The sequence below is a fragment of the Candidatus Cardinium sp. cBcalN2 genome, assembly GCF_022810445.1.
In the GTDB taxonomy this organism is placed as follows: domain Bacteria; phylum Bacteroidota; class Bacteroidia; order Cytophagales; family Amoebophilaceae; genus Cardinium.
Genome location: NZ_JAACGD010000016.1, coordinates 1 through 17,759, shown reverse-complemented (window position 1 = coordinate 17,759; position 17,759 = coordinate 1). Strand labels below are relative to the sequence as shown.

Below are 17,759 nucleotides of genomic sequence, written 5' to 3'. Positions count from 1 at the left end.
CTGTAAACTCCGCTTTCTGATCGCACTTTTTTCAAAGGGCGCGTTTTTTTCCTAGCGTAAGCCATAGTGGTGAACGGAAACGTAAATAGTTTATTTGACTAGTTGATATGGTCAACCATACTTAAAGGAAAATGGCGCATATATTGATTAACTTCTTGTTTTACTTTTTTAATTTTATATTCATTTTCAATATTTTTAAGCACACGATCGATCCATTCTACGATCAATACCATATCAGCGTTTACCAACCCTCTAGTGGTTACAGCAGCTGTTCCTAAGCGGATGCCTGACGTAACGCGTGGCGTCATAGGATCAAAAGGAATTAAATTTTTATTAGTAGTAATATCTGCCTTTTGTAAAGCTGCCTCAGCTTGTTGACCGGTCAGCTTCTTATTAGATAAATCCAGCAATAATAAGTGATTATCTGTTCCATTAGATATAATTTTATATCCCTTATCCATCAATGTCTCTGCCATAACTTTTGCATTGTTTTGCACTTGTATGGCATAAGCTTTGTAATGCGTCGTCATAGCCTCATAACATGCAATAGCTTTGGCCGAGATACTATGTACCAAAGGACCACCTTGTGTTCCAGGGAAAACAGCTACATCCAATAAAGTAGACATAGGTTGAAGGATCCCCTTGGCATTGGTTTTACCAAAAGGATTTTCAAAATCTTTGCCCATCAGTAACATACCTCCTCGAGGTCCGCGTAATGTTTTATGGGTAGTAGTAGTTACAAAATGACAATAAGGAAAAGGATTATTGAGTAATCCCTGGCTAATTAGGCCTGCAGGATGAGCAATATCTGCCCATAAAAATGCACCTACTTCATCTGCAATTTCTCGTAGTCGCACATAGTCCCAGTCGCGGCTATAGGCAGAAGCACCACAAATAATCATAACTGGTTTGATCAACCTTGCTTTTTGGGCAACTTCTTCCCATTGAATGCGTTCTGTTTCCGGGTCTATGCCATAAAAAAAAGATTGATATAACTTGCCAGAAAAATTTACAGGAGACCCGTGGGTTAAATGGCCACCATGGGCTAGATTAAAACCCAGAATCTTATCACCAGGCTTTAAAACCGCCATCATCAATGCAGCATTAGCTTGTGAACCAGAATGGGGTTGTACATTAACCCACTCAACTTTAAATAATGCTTTGGCTCGTTCAATAGCTAAGGATTCTATTTGATCTACAATGTGACAACCACCATAATAGCGTTTGCCCGGCAGGCCTTCTGCATACTTATTGGTCAAAATGCTACCTGTTGCAGCAGCTATTTGAGCAGAAATAAAATTTTCAGAAGCAATCAATTCTACCCCCTCTTCTTGACGTCTCTTTTCTTTTGCTATAAGTGAAAAAATAATTGAATCTTGTTGGATCATGACAAATCTAGAATAGAGCTATTCGATTAAGCCAAGCTTGCTGCATTGACCATAATGGTTAATCAACCCCTAAAAGGCTTACATGCGCTAATATTAATTGATAAATTTTACCATTTTGTTGACGCATGGCCAGTTCTAATGGTGTAACTCCTTCTTTATTTTTTATCCTTGCACCCTTACCAACGTATAACAATAATTTTTTCACAATATCTACATGTTGGTATTGAACAGCATAATGCAAAGCGGTTTGACCTCTGTTATTTTGCTGATTAACATCAATACAAGGATAACGCAATAAAGCACTCACGGCTTTTAGCTGATTAGCCACTACTGCATAATGCAATGGTGTGCTACCTGTACTATCTTGTACATTTACTGTAAGTGAAGGAACATGTAATATAGTTTTGAGCAATTTGCTTTTTTTGTTGGCAACTATAAAATGCAAGGGCGTAACACCATTAGCTGCTTTTGCATTAATATTAAATCGGCCAGATTGTAATAATGTTTGAAAGATAGCCAATAAGTTTTGTTTAGCAGCCCAATGCAACTCCGTGTATCCTTTTTTATCTTGCGTTTCAACAACTTGATTATGTTGTAACAAGCGTTGAACGATTGGCAGACTACGCTGTTTAATGGCCATTAATAAAGGGCTAGGCATGGTGCTACAAGTAGCACCTGCTTCCAATAATAATTGCACAAGGTCTTTTCTATTTTGTTGAATAGACAAGTGCAATGTATGATATCCTTTATGATTTACAATATTTGGATTCGCACCAGATGCTAACAAAAGTGATACAATATTTTTATGCCCCCTTCGAATCGCAAGTAATAAAGGAGTATTCCCGTTTCTAACACTTACTTGATTTAATAAAGCTTTAGCTTCAATTAGACACGCTACAATACTTTTCTTAGCATATTTAGCAGCATAATGTAATGGACTATATCCTAAAAAATCCTGATTATTAATATTTTTTTGATCACGTACTAAAGCGATAACTTTTTGTAAATTGTTGTCTTGAATAGCCCATATAAGCTGTTTATCCACAGCAGCTGATTGGTCATTGACAGACCCTATATTGAGGTTTGATCTAGCATGGATATAGGTATTGGTTATGAATAACAACCCGAAAAAAATAGAGATTTTTAGATTTTTTTTAGAAAAGTAAAAAGAGAAAAATGATTGTATATGCATTGACGATTAAATAACTAGATGGATACAGAGCTAATAAAAGTAACACAAAACCTTTATTACTGAAAATAAGAATGAAATAACAAAGAGAAAAAAGCTTTTTTTATGTTCTACAAACAGTTTTTTATAAGTATTATTGCAAGTATATGAAATATAACATTCATTACAAAATGGACGTTTTGAGAAACATAAACCACTAACTATAGTGGACTGATTCATTTAAGACAAACTTTTATTAAACCTGCTTCCTATTTTTTCGTATGGATAGGCTATGGCAGTTCTAGGTAAAACGCCTCTCGTACAATAATTTCGACCAGTGATCACTCCTCACATGAACTAAAAAACAGTTTTGTTTGAAGCCCAAGAAACAGGCGAAAACTTGTTCATAATGGGATAAACGGATTAGATCTATCTAATGGCCAAATGACGTTAAGTAAGATAGAAATAGCTTTTAAAAATTCATTTTTGACCAATTTCTTAAGCAGATAAGGATTCTTTAGTTTTAAAGCTATTTTGAATCCATTTAGGTAATAAAAAAGCCCCTAATATCAAGTAAAGGTAAAAAGTAGCCATGCGCCATAAGAGTGCTATCAATAAGGTATAATCACCTAACATAGGTTCAAAAAAGTTCTGAAACCAGAATTCTGCAATGCCACTTCCGCCAGGAGAAACAGGAATCAACATCAGTGCCCACATAACCACTTGTTTCCCCAAAATGGCTAGATGCTCACTAAAAGAAACCGGACAATAAGCGGCTATAAAACAATTGATCAAAATATAGCGCACCATCCAGGTCAAAAAGGTACAAAGGAATATTTTAGACCAAAAAAAAAGTGTTCTACCCCTAAACTCATGTGAGGTAATCATTATATCCTTACTAAGCTGATAAGCGGACCGACGCCATCGCTTTAGGAAACCAATGCTGGTCACGTAAATTAAAATCCACTTTAATAAATTGGGATTAATAAAAACACCAATTGCCATAACCAAGTTATAAACAAAGAAAAAAGCATAAACAATGAAAAAAAAGCCTTTTATGCTACTACTTAATGAGCCTGCCATAGCAAAAATTGGCTCATAGGCACCCCCCAAACCAAGTGAACAAGCCAAAAGAAAGAAAAGATTATCCATAATGCCTGTTACAACAATATAGGCAATCGATCTGCCCATAGATAATCCTTCTTTAGATAGGAGAAAAATAGCCACTAGCCCTCCTCCTACTACAGATGGGGTTACAGCCGTCCCAAACTCCCAGAGCAGCGCAACATACGAACAACTCCTCCAACTCAAGCTATTGTTGCTTAAGATGCGTAACCTATAGATATGGCCGAGCTCTCTTAGTAGAATACTAAGCAAGGCCAGGCACAAATAGCTCCAATTAGGTCCACTTAATAAGACAACGATTTCACGGGAAATTTTACCAGATCTATAAAATAAAAATCCTGTAATGGCCAGTCCACATAATATAGGAACCCATACTTTTTTAACATTTAAAGTTTTAAGTGCTTCTTGACTATCCATATCAATTTAATGATTAAATTTAGCTAGGTTCAGGTAATTCTGTAGTTGATATCCCTTTCACGGAGGGGACCCTAAAGTAGTTTGAATCACTGCTAGGTGCTAGCGCTAGCGCCTGCTTATGGGAAAGTAAATTCAAAACAACATCTGAACGTAAACTAGCAGGTTCTAATATAGAAGCTTCTTCTAAGGCAATACTATTGTCAACGTTAAGTTCATCTAATTGCTCTACCCACTCTACCATGGCATTTAAGTCATGGAGCATCGTATCTCGTTCATGTGGGGGTAACTCAAGCCGACAAAGGTATGCCAATTTATTTAAAAGTTCGTTATCAATGATCATGTAACCAATACATAAAAAAATTACTAATCCTATACAAGCAATCTACTAGTTCTGACTGTGCAACAATAATTGAACGAGAAGATCCTTGCTGTTAGCAACTACATAGTCTAATGGTATGCAACCGCTACTATCTTGTACATTTGGATCTAATACTAATAATAAGCGACGAACTATTTCTTTACTTTCCTCACCTGATAAAGCAGCTGCACAATTCAACAAGTTTTTGCCATTCTGGCAGCGAATCTTTGTATAATTAAGATCTATTGCTTTGTTAATCAAATGCTTCATAGCAGATTTATTTCCGCGATAGTCTGCCCAATCGAAGGGTGTCCAGCCATTCTTATCTACGGTATCTATAGCTGCCCCTTTATCAAGCAGGAGCTTAACTATATGACCTGTTGTATCATAAGCAGCAGCCAAATATAAAACTGGAGTACCATATTTATCTGGCTTATTCGGATCCGCACCTTCAGCCAAACATGTCCTAACGCTTTGAATATTACCTTTTTGCACAGCTAGGATCAAATCGGTCTCTTCTGGTGCTACTTGAGCACATCCACAACTCCTTGCTTGCAAGGAACAAAAGATTAGAATAGATAAAGCTAGGTATTGCATATAACAGCGCAACAAAATTAATATAGCTATTACTAACAATAAGACAATGAGTATGTCTATGACGTTATGGCAAGCACTTAATTAGATTTCAATCTATTTAGATTTTGATTTACTAGATTGGGAGTCATTAGGTTGCGATGCAGTCGCCTCACAAACATCTAGAACTTCAACCTCAAATAATAGAATGGCATTTTTAGGAATAAGCGGTGGTGCACCACGCTCACCATAAGCTAAAGCAGAGGGTATAAAAAAACGTGCTTTTTCACCTTTCTTAAGCAATAACAAGCCTTCATCCCATCCTGGAATAACTAAGCCAACACCTACCGGAAATGCAAGTGGACTGTAGGATCTTTGGGGATTATAGCGATTATTGGCCTTGGCTACTTCCTCCAAACTGGTATCAAAAATAGAACCATCTAATAATCTACCCGTATAATGGACTTTAACCGTCTTATTTTTAACCACAGGCGTACCATCGGAAGGTTGATCAATAATATAAAAAAGACCAGATTCAGTTGAAGAGGCTTCCATATGATGCTTAGCTAAATAGCTTGTAATAAGTTCTTTATCTTTAGCTAGTTGTGTAGCACGACGTGTTTCTAACATTTGCTTGTATTCTGCATCGGTCATAATTTTATCTAGTTTCATAGAGGTTAGGAGTTCATCTTCTTTGTTTAAACTGGTGGTCTTTAAAATCCGCTGCAAATTTTCTGGGCTTTCTCCTTCGAAATAGTAGCCAAGCGTGCATTTAAAAACCATTTGTTGCTTCTCTTGCATCATATGAATCATTTCAGCTATACACTTATAGCTTGATTGGAAAGATTCATCAAATTGAAAGAAAAAAGGTTTGGATTGATCTATTAGTATCCTTTTTTTAGGGATATTTTTTTTCACTTTTTTTATCTCTTTACCGCTACTTTGTTTAGCTTGTTCTACCTCTTTACTGCTACTTTGTTCAGCTTGTTCTACCTCTTTACCGCTACTTTGTTTAGCTTGTTCTACCTCTTTACTGCTACTTTGTTCAGCTTGTTCTACTATTTCTTTGGGGATTACTTGCGTTACAAAAGAAAGCTTGACCCAGTCATTATCTTTTACTTTTCTTCCATTACCTTGTCCGGTCGCTTTATACGCAAGACCGGATGGATTGGTTAAGAAAGGATAGCCATAACAATGGTATTGATGATTGTACCAAGCAAGCCCCACGGCTAATGCCAACAATATCCAACAGTATACTATTTTAGGTTTCATATGTTTTAGTTAAAATTAAATTGAGGGCGAAGGTCTTTTAATATTTTTTCAAATCGATCGACTGTTTCAGTTAAACGTAAATAGGAAATACCTCCTGCAGCATTTTTATGGCCTCCGCCATGAAAATAATTTTTTGCGATTAAGTTGGCTGGTATATCGCCAACAGACCGAAGGGAAAGGTATACCATATCATCTTTTTCCTTTAGCACAGCGGCTAACGATATTCCTTTTAAAGATAGGGCATAGTCTACTAATCCTTCTGTGTCACCACTCTTTAAATCGTATCTTTTATAATCTTCTTTTTGAATAACAAAATAGGCTACTTGTAACTCTGATAGCACAACTAAACGCTGGCTGACTGCAAAACTAAAAAAAAGCAACCGGTCAAGTGATTTATTATCATAAATAAGCCGTTGCACTTTAAAAGTATCTACACCAAATTCTATCAAATCCGCTGCAATTCGATGGGTTATAGACCTAGTATTTGGATTTTTAAAGGAATTCGTATCGGTTAGAAGACCCGCATACAAACAGGTGGCTATCGAAAGAGTAATTCGAGCTTTCTGGCCTAATGCTTCAAAAACTTGAAACAATACCTCTGCGCTAGCAGCTGCTTTAGGGTCCCATAACAAATGGTCTGCAAAATCTTCTGGTTCTATATGATGGTCAATAACAATTTTAAATAGATTAGGTTGCTGCAATATATAGGCCCATTCATCCAAACGACTAGCGGCAGAGAAATCAACACAAAATAGTAACTCTATTCCTTTGATCTGTTCCAACAAAGCTTCCTGTGTATAGTGGGCTGCTATTACTAAAGAATCTACTCCGGGAAGCCAAGATAGAAAAGTAGGATATTCCGTCGGAGAAATTACATGTACAGAATGCCCCTGTGCTTTTAGAAATAAAGCTAAAGCCAAAGAAGTCCCAAGCGCATCAGCATCAGGCCTAGCATGCATAACAACTGCAACTTGCTTAGGTTGAGCTAACTGCTCTTTCAGAATAGATATATCGTACATATAAGGAAAAATCTAATAAAAATTTATGATATAGAAGCATTATTTTATCTATAAAAAGATGATTATTAAAAGAACCATAGGTGCAACGCTAACCACTTCTTGCTTGACTAGCGCTATAGTTATACAGCCAATCTATTCAAATTTATATCTTTCATCAGTGATTTGCTCCAATTCTTCCATAGTCTTAGTAATATAGTAGGGTTGCATCCATCGCTCTATCTGACTCATCTGTTCACTATGTTTTTCTTCTGTTTCTTGCTTATCCCTATTTTTTACACACGCTATAAAAATACCTTGTTCGTCAATAATTGGATGACTGATCACATTTAGCTTTAACCCAAAACAACTTCCTACAAAAGCTTGGGCTTGCTTAAGATATGAATGATCATTGTCCAAAAAGCGCAAGCCTGCTACCGATTCTACCCTTATATCCTCCCCATACTGCTCTGCTATACCTTGTAGTGTAGTAGCTTGAACTTGTTTTAGTTTATCTAAAATTATTTTGGCTTTTTTTTGATGAAGCACTTTTGAATATACTTCTCGCAAGACTGAATCCAAAGGTAATAAATCGCCTGCCTTAACCTGCTCAACCATAATAGCCAATAGATAAGCATTGCCTACATCAAAAATTGGAGAAACTTTACCCAAGCTAGCCTCATGGTACAACCAACGGACTACTTTGCGGGCAGCTGCATGCACACCTATAGAACTATCAGATGGCGCTAAAGTCTCTTTTTGAATGGTTAACTGCTGCTTAGTAGCCAATTGCTCTAAATCAGCTACATTTTTTAATTGACCAGTAAGATGCTGCAGATGGGTAAAATGCTGATTACGTGTATGTTCACTGACTTTTTGCTTTTTTTCTATGGATGCAATCTCATAATTGCCTTGTCCCTGTTTAATGAGCTTATACAAAGTATAAACCTGATCATCAACAATGGGCCCTACAATCATACCCACTTTGAGCGTATGTTTTATAGCCCTAAAAGCATTAGGTAACGTATCGGCTGTACAAACCAATTGAGTATCTGCAGGATTACCGTCTGTGTGCTGCTTGGCAAAGGTATAGGGATCGGTTGTAGTGGAAAATTCAACCACAAGTGAATTGAGCTCTTTCTGAAAATCAGAATGGTCTTTTTCATCTGGTTGAATAGGAAAGGTAATGTATTGAATGGTTCTGCTGTCTGATGGCGCTTTATAATGGTTTTTGTGGGCAACCATGTAATCCCGCAATTGCTGATTGGTCAGTGGTGGAACCACATCATCTTTAATAGAAGTAAAGGGAATGTAAAGATAATCTACTGTACAAAAGAAGCCAGCATGTTTTGCAGCTTGGGCTATTTCTGATGTAGTCATCAAGTAACTTTTGACCATTAATTGGTTTAATTTCTCTTTGGCTCTTTTGAAAGCGAATTGTTTTTCAATCTCACACCACCATGCTTGCTGACTTTTGTCTAAGCTCTTAAGATAATTCAATAATTTTTGCTTATCAAATGTGTCTGTTTTAGGATCTTTAAAAGCCTTTAAAAGTTCTGCATCAATATGTTCACCCTGGACCAGGTCAACTAGTTCCCGAGGACCTACCAGCATACCAGCCGCTTCTATTTCTTTACTATATAGCATATGGTCAATTAAATGACGCCATGCAGCATCTTTTATACGAGATGCATCTTCTTGGGTCAGTTGCTCCCCTTTTTTTGGGTAACGATCACGAATAGCATCACATAACTTATAGTAATCTATACAGCTAATTTTCTGCCCAGATAGTGTGCCAATTTGATCTTTACTGGCAAAGAAATAAGGAACTAGTCGCGGCAATTCACTACCCAAAAACATCACTACAAAAAAAGAGATTACCACAACAACAAAAGTACTACCTGTTTTTCTAAAATTTCCAAGAATTGCCATCTATACAAACTAATTTAAATAATTAAACCTGATGCCAGAGAAATGCTACACAACACTACTAGACTTCTTTTGAACTCGATGAGCTACCAGTTAGCAACAGAAGTAGCGTTTTGAAAGTAGCCTACTGCGAATTTACCGCCTAAGAAGATAGAATCAAAATAAGCTATCATAATAGATAGTTGTTACTTCAATAGACCTTTACGTTGTAATACAATTGTAAAAAATTTAATCTCGTTATCTCCGTGAAATATTTTAAATGGAAGATAAAAAAACTGCACCTTAGAGAGCACCAACAGAAAGTATCCTTTTTTCTTAAAAGCCTTTTTAATATCTATCCATGGTATGGGCATGGCTTGTTTGGCATTTATCTGCATCATCAAATGTTGGTTGTTGATTTCATAACCTACACGCTCAAACATCAGACGATTGGTATCTAGCCGAGTAAGTCCATAAAATTGAATCACCCAAAAGATCAGATAAAAGGTAAAAGCTATTATACCACCCAAGACAAACCAGATCGTTTGTATAAAAAAGGTACTACTCATAAAAAGCACCAAAAGAGGAAAAATCCACCATTGGATGCGCAAAATATTTTGTATGCCTAACTTAATGTAAAGACTGTTTGATATTTTATATTTTTTTGTTTTGACAATCATAAATTTTTAAGAAATAATTAAAACATAAAGCGTTGAAACCCTATTTAGCTAAACTATTTTTATTATCTAAAACATCTGGCTAATATAGTGATTTTACCTATAACTTAAGTATATTGCTTACGTTTAGTTGTTGCCATAAGTTATCTAATAAATCTATAATCTATGTTTGCTACCGCATCATTATTATGCCATAGGCTCTCTATGGTTACCTTATGCCATACTATCCAGTATAGCATGGCTACAGATAATAATCTAATGGCTCCTCCATTTTGGTTGGCCATACCTTTTATGGCTTTATTATTGATGATTGCTACAGGCCCACTTTTTTTTGCCAATTTTTGGCATAAACACTACCCAAAGATAGCCATATTGCTAGCTACTTTTGTTATTGGATACTATTTTATTGTTTTAGAAAACAAAGTTAAACCTCTAGAAGCAGCAGCAGAATACATACAGTTTATCGCTTTGATCACTGCTTTATATATTACAACCGGAGCCATTTCTATTAAAGTAAACAAGCGTGCTACCCCACTAGCCAACATAACTTTATTATGCATAGGGGCTTTAATGGCCAACTTAATAGGTACAACTGGTGCTTCTATGCTTTTTATACGCCCTTATTTAGACTTAAATAAAGGTCGGATTAAAGTCTACCATATTGTCTTTTTTATTTTTATAGTTAGTAACATAGGGGGTGCATTAACGCCTATTGGAGATCCTCCCTTGTTTCTAGGGTTTCTAAAAGGAGTACCGTTTGCATGGACGCTAATCCATAATAGTCAACCATGGTTGATGGCTCTTGTCATACTACTATCTATTTTTTATTGCTTTGACAAGAGGCATAAGGTAATAAAGGTAATAGTAGAAGATAGGCCCTACCAAGGAACCATCTCTATTTCAGGTGGCAAAAATGTAATTTGGTTGGTTATGGTTATTGGTTCGGTTTTTTTAGATCCAACTATTTTCTCTTGGTTGCCTACTATTGACTACCATGGTCATCCTATTTCTTTTGTACGTGAGTTGATTATGCTAACAGTAGCTACACTGGCTTATTATACAGCAAACAAAAAAGTATTGTTATCCAATAGATTTAGTTTTGAGCCCTTAAACGAAGTCTGCTTAATCTTTATAGGTATCTTTGGTACTATGATCCCAGCACTTGAATTAATTGGTGAATTTGCTGCATCTCAAGAAGGTAAACAGTTGATTACACCCACTACCTTATACTGGGGAACAGGGGTATTTTCCTCCATTTTGGATAATGCACCTACCTATCTAAACTTTGTAGCAGCTAGCATGGCAGCACAAGGGGCTAACATTCAACTTGTAGCCGATATGCAAGCATATGCAGCAGGAGGAGTCTACCCTGGCTCAGTTACTGGGTTAAATGCTATTTCCGTGGCCTCTGTGTTTTTTGGTGCGATGACTTATATTGGGAATGGCCCTAACTTTATGGTTAAATCTATTGCTGAGCAGGCAGGTATAACGATGCCTTCTTTTGGCCATTATATTTTTCGCTTTTCTATGCCTATTTTGCTCCCTGTACTTTTTATGATTTGGGTATTTTTCTTTTTGTAGCAAAATGCAGCTTTGGCAAACAGCCTAATCTAGAAGTAATAGTTATACAAAATGGGTCAAATAGTCAGCCAAGTAACGGCTTTGTTTTTAACGCTTGGTCTATGCTTCTCTATGCTTTTTGTCAAGAAAAAGCATCCGGCTTTAGTATGCAAAAGTATAGAAATAACCATCCAAGATTATAAAGAACAATCTTTTGTAACCGCTCAAGAGATTGTTGATCTATTACAAGCAACACATAACATTGCATTACAAAAGACGCCATTAAAAAAGATTAACACCTATGCCATACAACAGGAACTTAAAAGCCATCCTCTTATAAAGACAGTATTGGTCTATAAAACTTGGAACGGTGCCTTAAAAGTAGACTTAGTAACGAAATTTTTTATTGCCCGTATGATTAGACTAACTGCGCCAAATGGTTCACAGATTTATATAGATGAAGAGGGCGGGATTATAGAGCTAAAGGGTCTGCCAATACTTGGCATGTTGGTGGTAATGGGTAAAAATATCATTACTGAAAAAAGTAAACTGCACCATAAGGGATTGTTACCACTATTACAATACATTGCTAGCCATCCTTTTTGGCAACGGCAGATTACAAGTTTAGAGGTAGCAGATAATGGGAAAATCATACTTGGAACCCAAATAGGTGGTCATCAAATACAATTTGGCTATCCTCGGGATATAGCTAATAAGTTTGAAAAACTCGAGCTTTTCTACAAGGAGGTTATACCTTATAAAGGATGGAATGCTTACCATCGTGTTAATTTAGAGTTTGAAAATCAGTTGATTTGTGAATAAGTTTTATCTATTTACTTGCAAAATTGGTAAATAGGTGTCGTTCAGATAAGTTAATTAGAACTTTTGTAATGGGGTCAACTTTTAGGCCAAGTTAAGCTTTTTTGTTCATCTGGTTTTAGCCAAATGATTTCTATACCTAACTTTTGAATGGCTGGGTAGTAAACCAATGAATGAACTTGCGTAGTATAAATTACCAATGTTTTGATATCCAACACTTTAAAAATAATCGCTAGATCATCTAGCAATCTTTCTTCTATGAGTAGGTAGTCGATAGGTAGTTTAGTGCCACGCCATGCATACCAGTCAACAGGAATCGTATGCATGGTAAGCATAACTTTTTTATACCAAGTGGCTATGGTACCTCCAGCATAATGGTGTAGTAGACTGGTGGTGAATGGATAGGCATCGGAGCTTAAGGTCTCTATACCATTTTTTAGCGTAAAAGATAGCGACTGGTTGTTATAACAAATCAGCTGGCATTGTTTTTGTTCGGTTATCATCCGTTGTATTTGGTCTACTGTATAAAAGGCTGTACATAAAGTGATTATAATAGGGTAAACAAGATTTTTATATTCAAAAAAAGACAAACCAAAAGGAGGGCAATATATAGTAGAGCAACAGTATGCCCATTTACCAAGCAAGGTGAAAGCCTACTCATAGGCCATTTTGCTACACAGCACACCCATTCGTTAGTCGCAAAAATCAATTTTTCTAAGGTACAACCCAGTAACTTGTTGACTATAGGCAAATGGCTAACGACTAATAATCCGAGACTAAGCGTCAGAATCAAAAAAATAGCAGGCACCACCAACCAATTGGCAACGATAAAATAGAGCGGAAACTGTTTAAAATAATATAGAATAAGCGGCAATGTACTTAATTGTGCAGCAATAGATAGTGTAGTAGCCGTCCATATTTTTTGTAGCCAATAATTCTGAAGAGGTATGAAGCGATAGATGTAGGGTTGTAGATAAAGTATACCTAGAGTAGCCAGATAGGAGAGTTGAAAACCACAGTTAAATAATAAACATGGATTCCATAATAATAGTGTAAAAGCAGAGGCGAGCAATCCATTGTAACTATTTGATCCCCTCCCTATTAGAAAACCTAACCTAGCCATAGTAAGCATAATCGTTGCACGCAGTATAGGTGGTCTAAAATGGCAAAGCCAAGCATATAGCCAAAGCCAGAGGCATGTAGACAACTCTGGTAATATGAAACGTGATATGCTGCTAAAAATAAATCTACAAACAGTATGTATTAGAACATAAAACATGCCTACATGCAAACCAGAAATGGCTAAAACATGAATCGTACCTGTATCAGCGTAGGCTTTTTGTAAATCTAGGCTTAACCCCTCTTTGTCACCCCATAGTAGTGTGGAGACTAGTGCGATAGATTGCTGCTCTTTGAGCTGTTTTTGGAAGGTTTGACTACACCATTTTTTTATGCTTGCTGCCCATTTTCCACTTCGATAAAATAGTTGGGCGTTCACTAACCTAAAATCTTGATCAATTTGCTTTAAAAAATGACGATGTATGCAGGGAAGTGGTATAAGATAATTGGCGTGTTGCACACGGTCAAATGATAACCTTCGAACAGGTGTACCAGCAATCAATAGCCTATCTCCTTTTTTCGGCTTATAACTAGATTGTTTAGAGAAATAAAGTTGTATATAAGTATGATTATTGTGCCAACCTGTTTGATCTCTTATGTGAGTGATTAAAGCTTTGCAGCTAAGTGGATGATAGACTTTTTCAATGCAAACGCTATAACCCTCTAAATGCTGATTATCTTCAATCCATTTGGGTAATCTCGTTTTTTCTGCAATTGACAATAATAGGTTGCTGTAGCCTATGAAAAAGACCACCAACAAGCCTATTAGGTTAAGCCATGCAGAGGTAGTGGTTCCAGACCTTATATAAACAGCCAAATAAACGATAATCAGTCCAACCAGTAGCATAAGTGTAATGACTCGGTTTGCCAGGTAATAGCTGACTAATAAAAGACCACTTATATAAATTAGTATTAGGCGGAAAAAGGGTAAGGTAGTAACACTTGACATAATACTAACTATACTACATAATAGGTTTAAAACCTGATAAAGCTAATCAAGGCTTTTTCTGTGGTATAAAGTAGGCCCAAATTGTTTAAGCATTTGCTTATGTGTGGCCGTTGCATAGCCTTTATTTTTTTTCCAACCATAAGCAGGAAAATCTTTGTCTAATCTTTCCATGTAACGATCTCTATAGATTTTAGACAGTAAATTAGCTGCCGCAATTGCTGCATAGATTTTGTCGCCTTGTGGAATACATTGGTGTGGAATGGTTTGATAGCCATCAAACGACTGTCCGGAAATTAATAATAGATTAGGTAATTTTGTTAATGATTCAATTGCGTTATGTATAGCAAGCTGAGATGCATGGGCAACGCCTATGCTATTAATTTTTTCATGGTCTACTATAGCGATAGACCATGCAACGGCATGGTGTTTAATCTTGAGATATAAGTGAATAGGTGAGCTTGTCATTGATTTACTATTGTATAATATTTCGTTATAAAACGTATGCGGGAGTATGACAGCTGCCCCAACAATAGGGCCAGATATGGCCTTGCTGCCTGCATGATCGCAACCAGCTATATGAGATAAATGATAATCGTTGTATTCAGATTTTAGTGATCTATGTAGTCGGACCATATATAAACTATTTTAATTAATTTACTTAAATGAAGGCTATATTCATATTGATTATTACACCTATTTCTAAATAGACCTATTCCCTTATCCAATAGATCTATTGCAAAATAAAAATTTTTATACTACCAAGCAGTGGTATTGATTTTTTTTGAAAAAAATATTTGGAACCATTCCAATAATATTCTTCTTAAGAATAACTATATTTGCTTACTTACGTTTACCTATATGGTAAGTACTATTATAGTGTCAGCCAATAACTCTATATCTATTGGTTTAAATTTTTACCTGCTTTATTTGTTTTATATGGTTCCAGACAAAAATAAATTTGTTCGCTTATGCTTGATATCAGTAGGTTTTTTGGTTTACTTCTATTTTTTTAAACCTAAGTTAGAAACGAAACCTGTTGTAGCACCAGTTGTCGCTACTAACCAGACAACTGGGCCATTGGCTTTAGTTGATACAACCAAGCAAATGATGGACACTCCATTTTCGGTTGCCCTTCAAGGGAAAGAAAAATACATAACCGTTGAAAATGCGTTACTTAAAGTTATACTTAGCACAAAAGGGGGTATCATTAAAAAAGTTATACTTAAGCAATACAAAGATCAGCATGGGGCAGAGCTAGTCTTATTGGATGAAAAGAGCAGTAATATGGGGTTCTGTTTTCCTTATCAAAACCTACGTATAGATACTAAAGCTTTATATTTCCAAACTCAAGCTAGCTCTACCTACAAACTCAAGGAATCTCAAGCAGTTAAAATAGTTTTTCGACTAGCCTTAACTCCATCTCAATATGTAGAGCAATCATTTGCATTTACGGGTGATAGCTATCAAATCAATTATGCCTGGCAAGCTGTTGGTATCCTTGACACAGGGCAACATCCTTTTTTTTCGTGGAATATGGATATGAAAAATTTAGAGGCGGATCATAAAGCAGATGCTTCCAGAAGTACGGTTCATTATGCTTTATTGGATAACACTTTTGATAAGTTAAAAGAATCTTCAACAGAACTTGAAACAAAGAAAATAGAAGTGCCTGTCAAATGGGTTAGTATCAAGCAGCGCTTTTTTTCTTCTGCCATTATTGCTGGCGATGCGTTTGCTAGGGGAAAACTACATATGCAGCCAGCCCAATCGCCTGGTGTTACCAAATCTGCTCATCTATCTTTAGCATTATCAACAGAACAAGATGATCAAGCAAAGTGCAATGGTACGTTCACCTTTTTCTTTGGTCCCAATGATTATAAAGTTCTTAAAAAAGTTACAAAAGGGTTTGAGCAAAACCTACCTTTGGGGTGGACGATTGTCAAATGGGTAAATAAAGGACTAATTATTCCACTTTTTTCTTTTTTGGAAAAACATTTTTCTAATTATGGGCTAATTATCTTCTTATTGGTTCTCATCATTAAGTTGCTCTTGGCACCACTCTCTTATAAATCTTTTATTTCCATGGCTAAAATGCAGATCCTAAAGCCTGAATTGGATAAGATAAAAGAGAAATATAAAAATGATTTACAAAAAGCACAGCTTGAACAAGTAGCCTTTTATAGAGAGTTAGGCATTAACCCATTGAGTGGCTGTATGCCTATCCTACTCCAAATGCCCATTCTATTGGCTATGTTTAACTTTTTTCCTCATGCTATTGCACTACGACAAGCCTCTTTTTTATGGGCACATGACTTGTCAACCTATGATAGCATTATGCAACTTCCTTTTACTATACCAGTCTATGGTAATCATGTAAGTTTGTTTACCTTGTTGATGGTGCTATCAACCATTTTATACACCCAATCTAGTAATCAAAGTAGTCCAAAGGAAGGCCCTATGAAGCTACTCTCCTATATTATGCCTTTTGCCTTTATGTTTGTTCTCAATACGTTTCCTGCTGGATTAAGTTTTTACTATTGCATTTCCAATGTTATGACTTTCCTGCAACAAAAACTTATTAGCTATTGGGTTAATACAGATAGTATTAAAGAAAAACTCATTGCTAGGCAAAAAAGTTCAAGCCAAAGTACTAAGCTTTCTTTTCAATCTAGGATTACTGCTGCCATTGAGGCCAATAATAAGAAAAAGAAATAACTGTCAAGCATACCAAGCAAGGGTGATCTTATATTATTATATCTAATGATTGCGCAACTTATAGGAAAATTATTGCACAAAGAACCGACTTATGTTGTTTTAGATGTGGGAGGGATAGGATATGGATTACCGATTTCTTTATATACTTTTGATCAAATTAAACTATTAGATAGTTGTACTTTATTTACCGTTATGCAGGTAAAAAGTGATGCTTCTACTCTTTATGGTTTTTATACACTAGAAGAAAAATCATGGTTTTTGCACCTTATTTCTGTTGGTAGTATTGGGCCAAAGATTGCTTTAACCATTTTGTCTGGTCTCACACCAGTAGCTTTACATAAGGCTATTCTAAGTAAAGATGTGCGCTTGCTTACCTCTATTAAAGGTATTGGTGCAAAAGCTGCGCAACGCTTGATACTGGAATTAGCAGATAAAGCACAAAAGTTACATGTGATGGAAGAGACTACTTTACCACAAGCTAGTAACAGCAAGCTAGATCAAGATGCTATCATGGCTTTAATGAAATTAGGGCTTACTCAAAGAGTTGCAGAAAAGGCAATTGCAACCGTACGAGAAGAGGCCATAACCCCGCTTACTTTGGAGGAGCTTATTAAAAAAGCATTGCAGCCACATGCCTAGCAGTGACCTAGCTGTTTATGAGGGTGAAGGATATATCAAAATTTTTATTGATTATAACTATAAATTGTAGTAGTTGA

16 protein-coding genes are annotated in these 17,759 nt (G+C 36.1%); 4 read left to right on the top strand and 12 right to left on the bottom strand.

All coding sequences use genetic code 11. The features are described 5' to 3' along the window. Window positions 1-98 precede the first annotated feature (98 nt). The 9 genes from glyA to MUW74_RS00600 form a co-directional block, all read right to left on the bottom strand. Window positions 99-1,388, bottom strand: a complete 1,290-nt coding sequence (gene glyA / locus MUW74_RS00640) for a serine hydroxymethyltransferase (RefSeq protein ID WP_243517097.1) — start codon at window positions 1,386-1,388, stop codon at window positions 99-101. Between the two features lie 58 nt (window positions 1,389-1,446). Continuing rightward, entirely contained in the window at window positions 1,447-2,580 is a 1,134-nt protein-coding gene (locus tag MUW74_RS00635) for an ankyrin repeat domain-containing protein (RefSeq protein WP_243517093.1), read from the bottom strand. 474 nt (window positions 2,581-3,054) lie between these two features. Next, window positions 3,055-4,098: a lysylphosphatidylglycerol synthase transmembrane domain-containing protein gene (locus MUW74_RS00630; protein ID WP_243517088.1), complete on the bottom strand. Its 1,044-nt coding sequence runs from the start codon at window positions 4,096-4,098 to the stop codon at window positions 3,055-3,057. A 19-nt stretch (window positions 4,099-4,117) separates the two neighbouring features. Then, the gene (gene gatC / locus MUW74_RS00625) at window positions 4,118-4,438 is read right to left on the bottom strand and encodes an Asp-tRNA(Asn)/Glu-tRNA(Gln) amidotransferase subunit GatC (RefSeq protein WP_262915433.1); all 321 of its coding nucleotides are present in this window, start codon (window positions 4,436-4,438) and stop codon (window positions 4,118-4,120) included. 45 nt (window positions 4,439-4,483) lie between these two features. After that, window positions 4,484-5,053: an ankyrin repeat domain-containing protein gene (locus tag MUW74_RS00620; protein ID WP_243517082.1), complete on the bottom strand. Its 570-nt coding sequence runs from the start codon at window positions 5,051-5,053 to the stop codon at window positions 4,484-4,486. 93 nt (window positions 5,054-5,146) lie between these two features. Then, window positions 5,147-6,301, bottom strand: coding sequence for an FKBP-type peptidyl-prolyl cis-trans isomerase (locus MUW74_RS00615; RefSeq protein ID WP_243517080.1), 1,155 nt, complete (start codon window positions 6,299-6,301; stop codon window positions 5,147-5,149). Window positions 6,302-6,306: 5 nt separating this feature from the next. Next, on the bottom strand, window positions 6,307-7,320 hold the full coding sequence (locus tag MUW74_RS00610; RefSeq protein ID WP_243517072.1) for a bifunctional oligoribonuclease/PAP phosphatase NrnA: 1,014 nt from the start codon (window positions 7,318-7,320) through the stop codon (window positions 6,307-6,309). 132 nt (window positions 7,321-7,452) lie between these two features. Further along, complete coding sequence (locus MUW74_RS00605; protein ID WP_243517061.1) at window positions 7,453-9,228, bottom strand: peptidylprolyl isomerase; 1,776 nt, start codon at window positions 9,226-9,228, stop codon at window positions 7,453-7,455. Window positions 9,229-9,410: 182 nt separating this feature from the next. Next, complete coding sequence (locus tag MUW74_RS00600) at window positions 9,411-9,884, bottom strand: YcxB family protein (protein ID WP_243517059.1); 474 nt, start codon at window positions 9,882-9,884, stop codon at window positions 9,411-9,413. 162 nt (window positions 9,885-10,046) lie between these two features. Between MUW74_RS00600 and MUW74_RS00595 the strand changes: the two genes are divergently transcribed. Next, window positions 10,047-11,462, top strand: a complete 1,416-nt coding sequence (locus MUW74_RS00595; RefSeq protein WP_243517056.1) for a sodium:proton antiporter — start codon at window positions 10,047-10,049, stop codon at window positions 11,460-11,462. A gap of 51 nt (window positions 11,463-11,513) precedes the next feature. Continuing rightward, entirely contained in the window at window positions 11,514-12,263 is a 750-nt protein-coding gene (locus tag MUW74_RS00590) for a hypothetical protein (protein WP_243517053.1), read from the top strand. Between the two features lie 74 nt (window positions 12,264-12,337). On the opposite strand, the gene MUW74_RS00585 is transcribed toward MUW74_RS00590, so the two are convergent. From MUW74_RS00585 to MUW74_RS00575, 3 genes are read right to left on the bottom strand one after another with little or no spacing between them, the layout of a single operon-like run. Beyond that, on the bottom strand, window positions 12,338-12,763 hold the full coding sequence (locus MUW74_RS00585) for a hypothetical protein (RefSeq protein ID WP_243517050.1): 426 nt from the start codon (window positions 12,761-12,763) through the stop codon (window positions 12,338-12,340). Between the two features lie 44 nt (window positions 12,764-12,807). Further along, window positions 12,808-14,328 carry a ComEC/Rec2 family competence protein gene (locus MUW74_RS00580; protein ID WP_243517049.1) on the bottom strand — a complete coding sequence of 507 codons (1,521 nt, stop codon included), beginning with the start codon at window positions 14,326-14,328 and terminating at the stop codon, window positions 12,808-12,810. A 42-nt stretch (window positions 14,329-14,370) separates the two neighbouring features. Beyond that, a complete protein-coding gene (locus tag MUW74_RS00575; RefSeq protein ID WP_243517031.1) occupies window positions 14,371-14,961 on the bottom strand; it encodes a ribonuclease HII in 591 nt (196 codons plus the stop codon). Window positions 14,962-15,186: 225 nt separating this feature from the next. On the opposite strand from MUW74_RS00575, the gene yidC reads away from it, so the two are divergent. Further along, complete coding sequence (gene yidC, locus MUW74_RS00570) at window positions 15,187-17,043, top strand: membrane protein insertase YidC (protein ID WP_243517030.1); 1,857 nt, start codon at window positions 15,187-15,189, stop codon at window positions 17,041-17,043. 45 nt (window positions 17,044-17,088) lie between these two features. Then, the gene (gene ruvA / locus MUW74_RS00565) at window positions 17,089-17,682 is read left to right on the top strand and encodes a Holliday junction branch migration protein RuvA (RefSeq protein WP_243517029.1); all 594 of its coding nucleotides are present in this window, start codon (window positions 17,089-17,091) and stop codon (window positions 17,680-17,682) included. Window positions 17,683-17,759 lie beyond the last annotated feature (77 nt).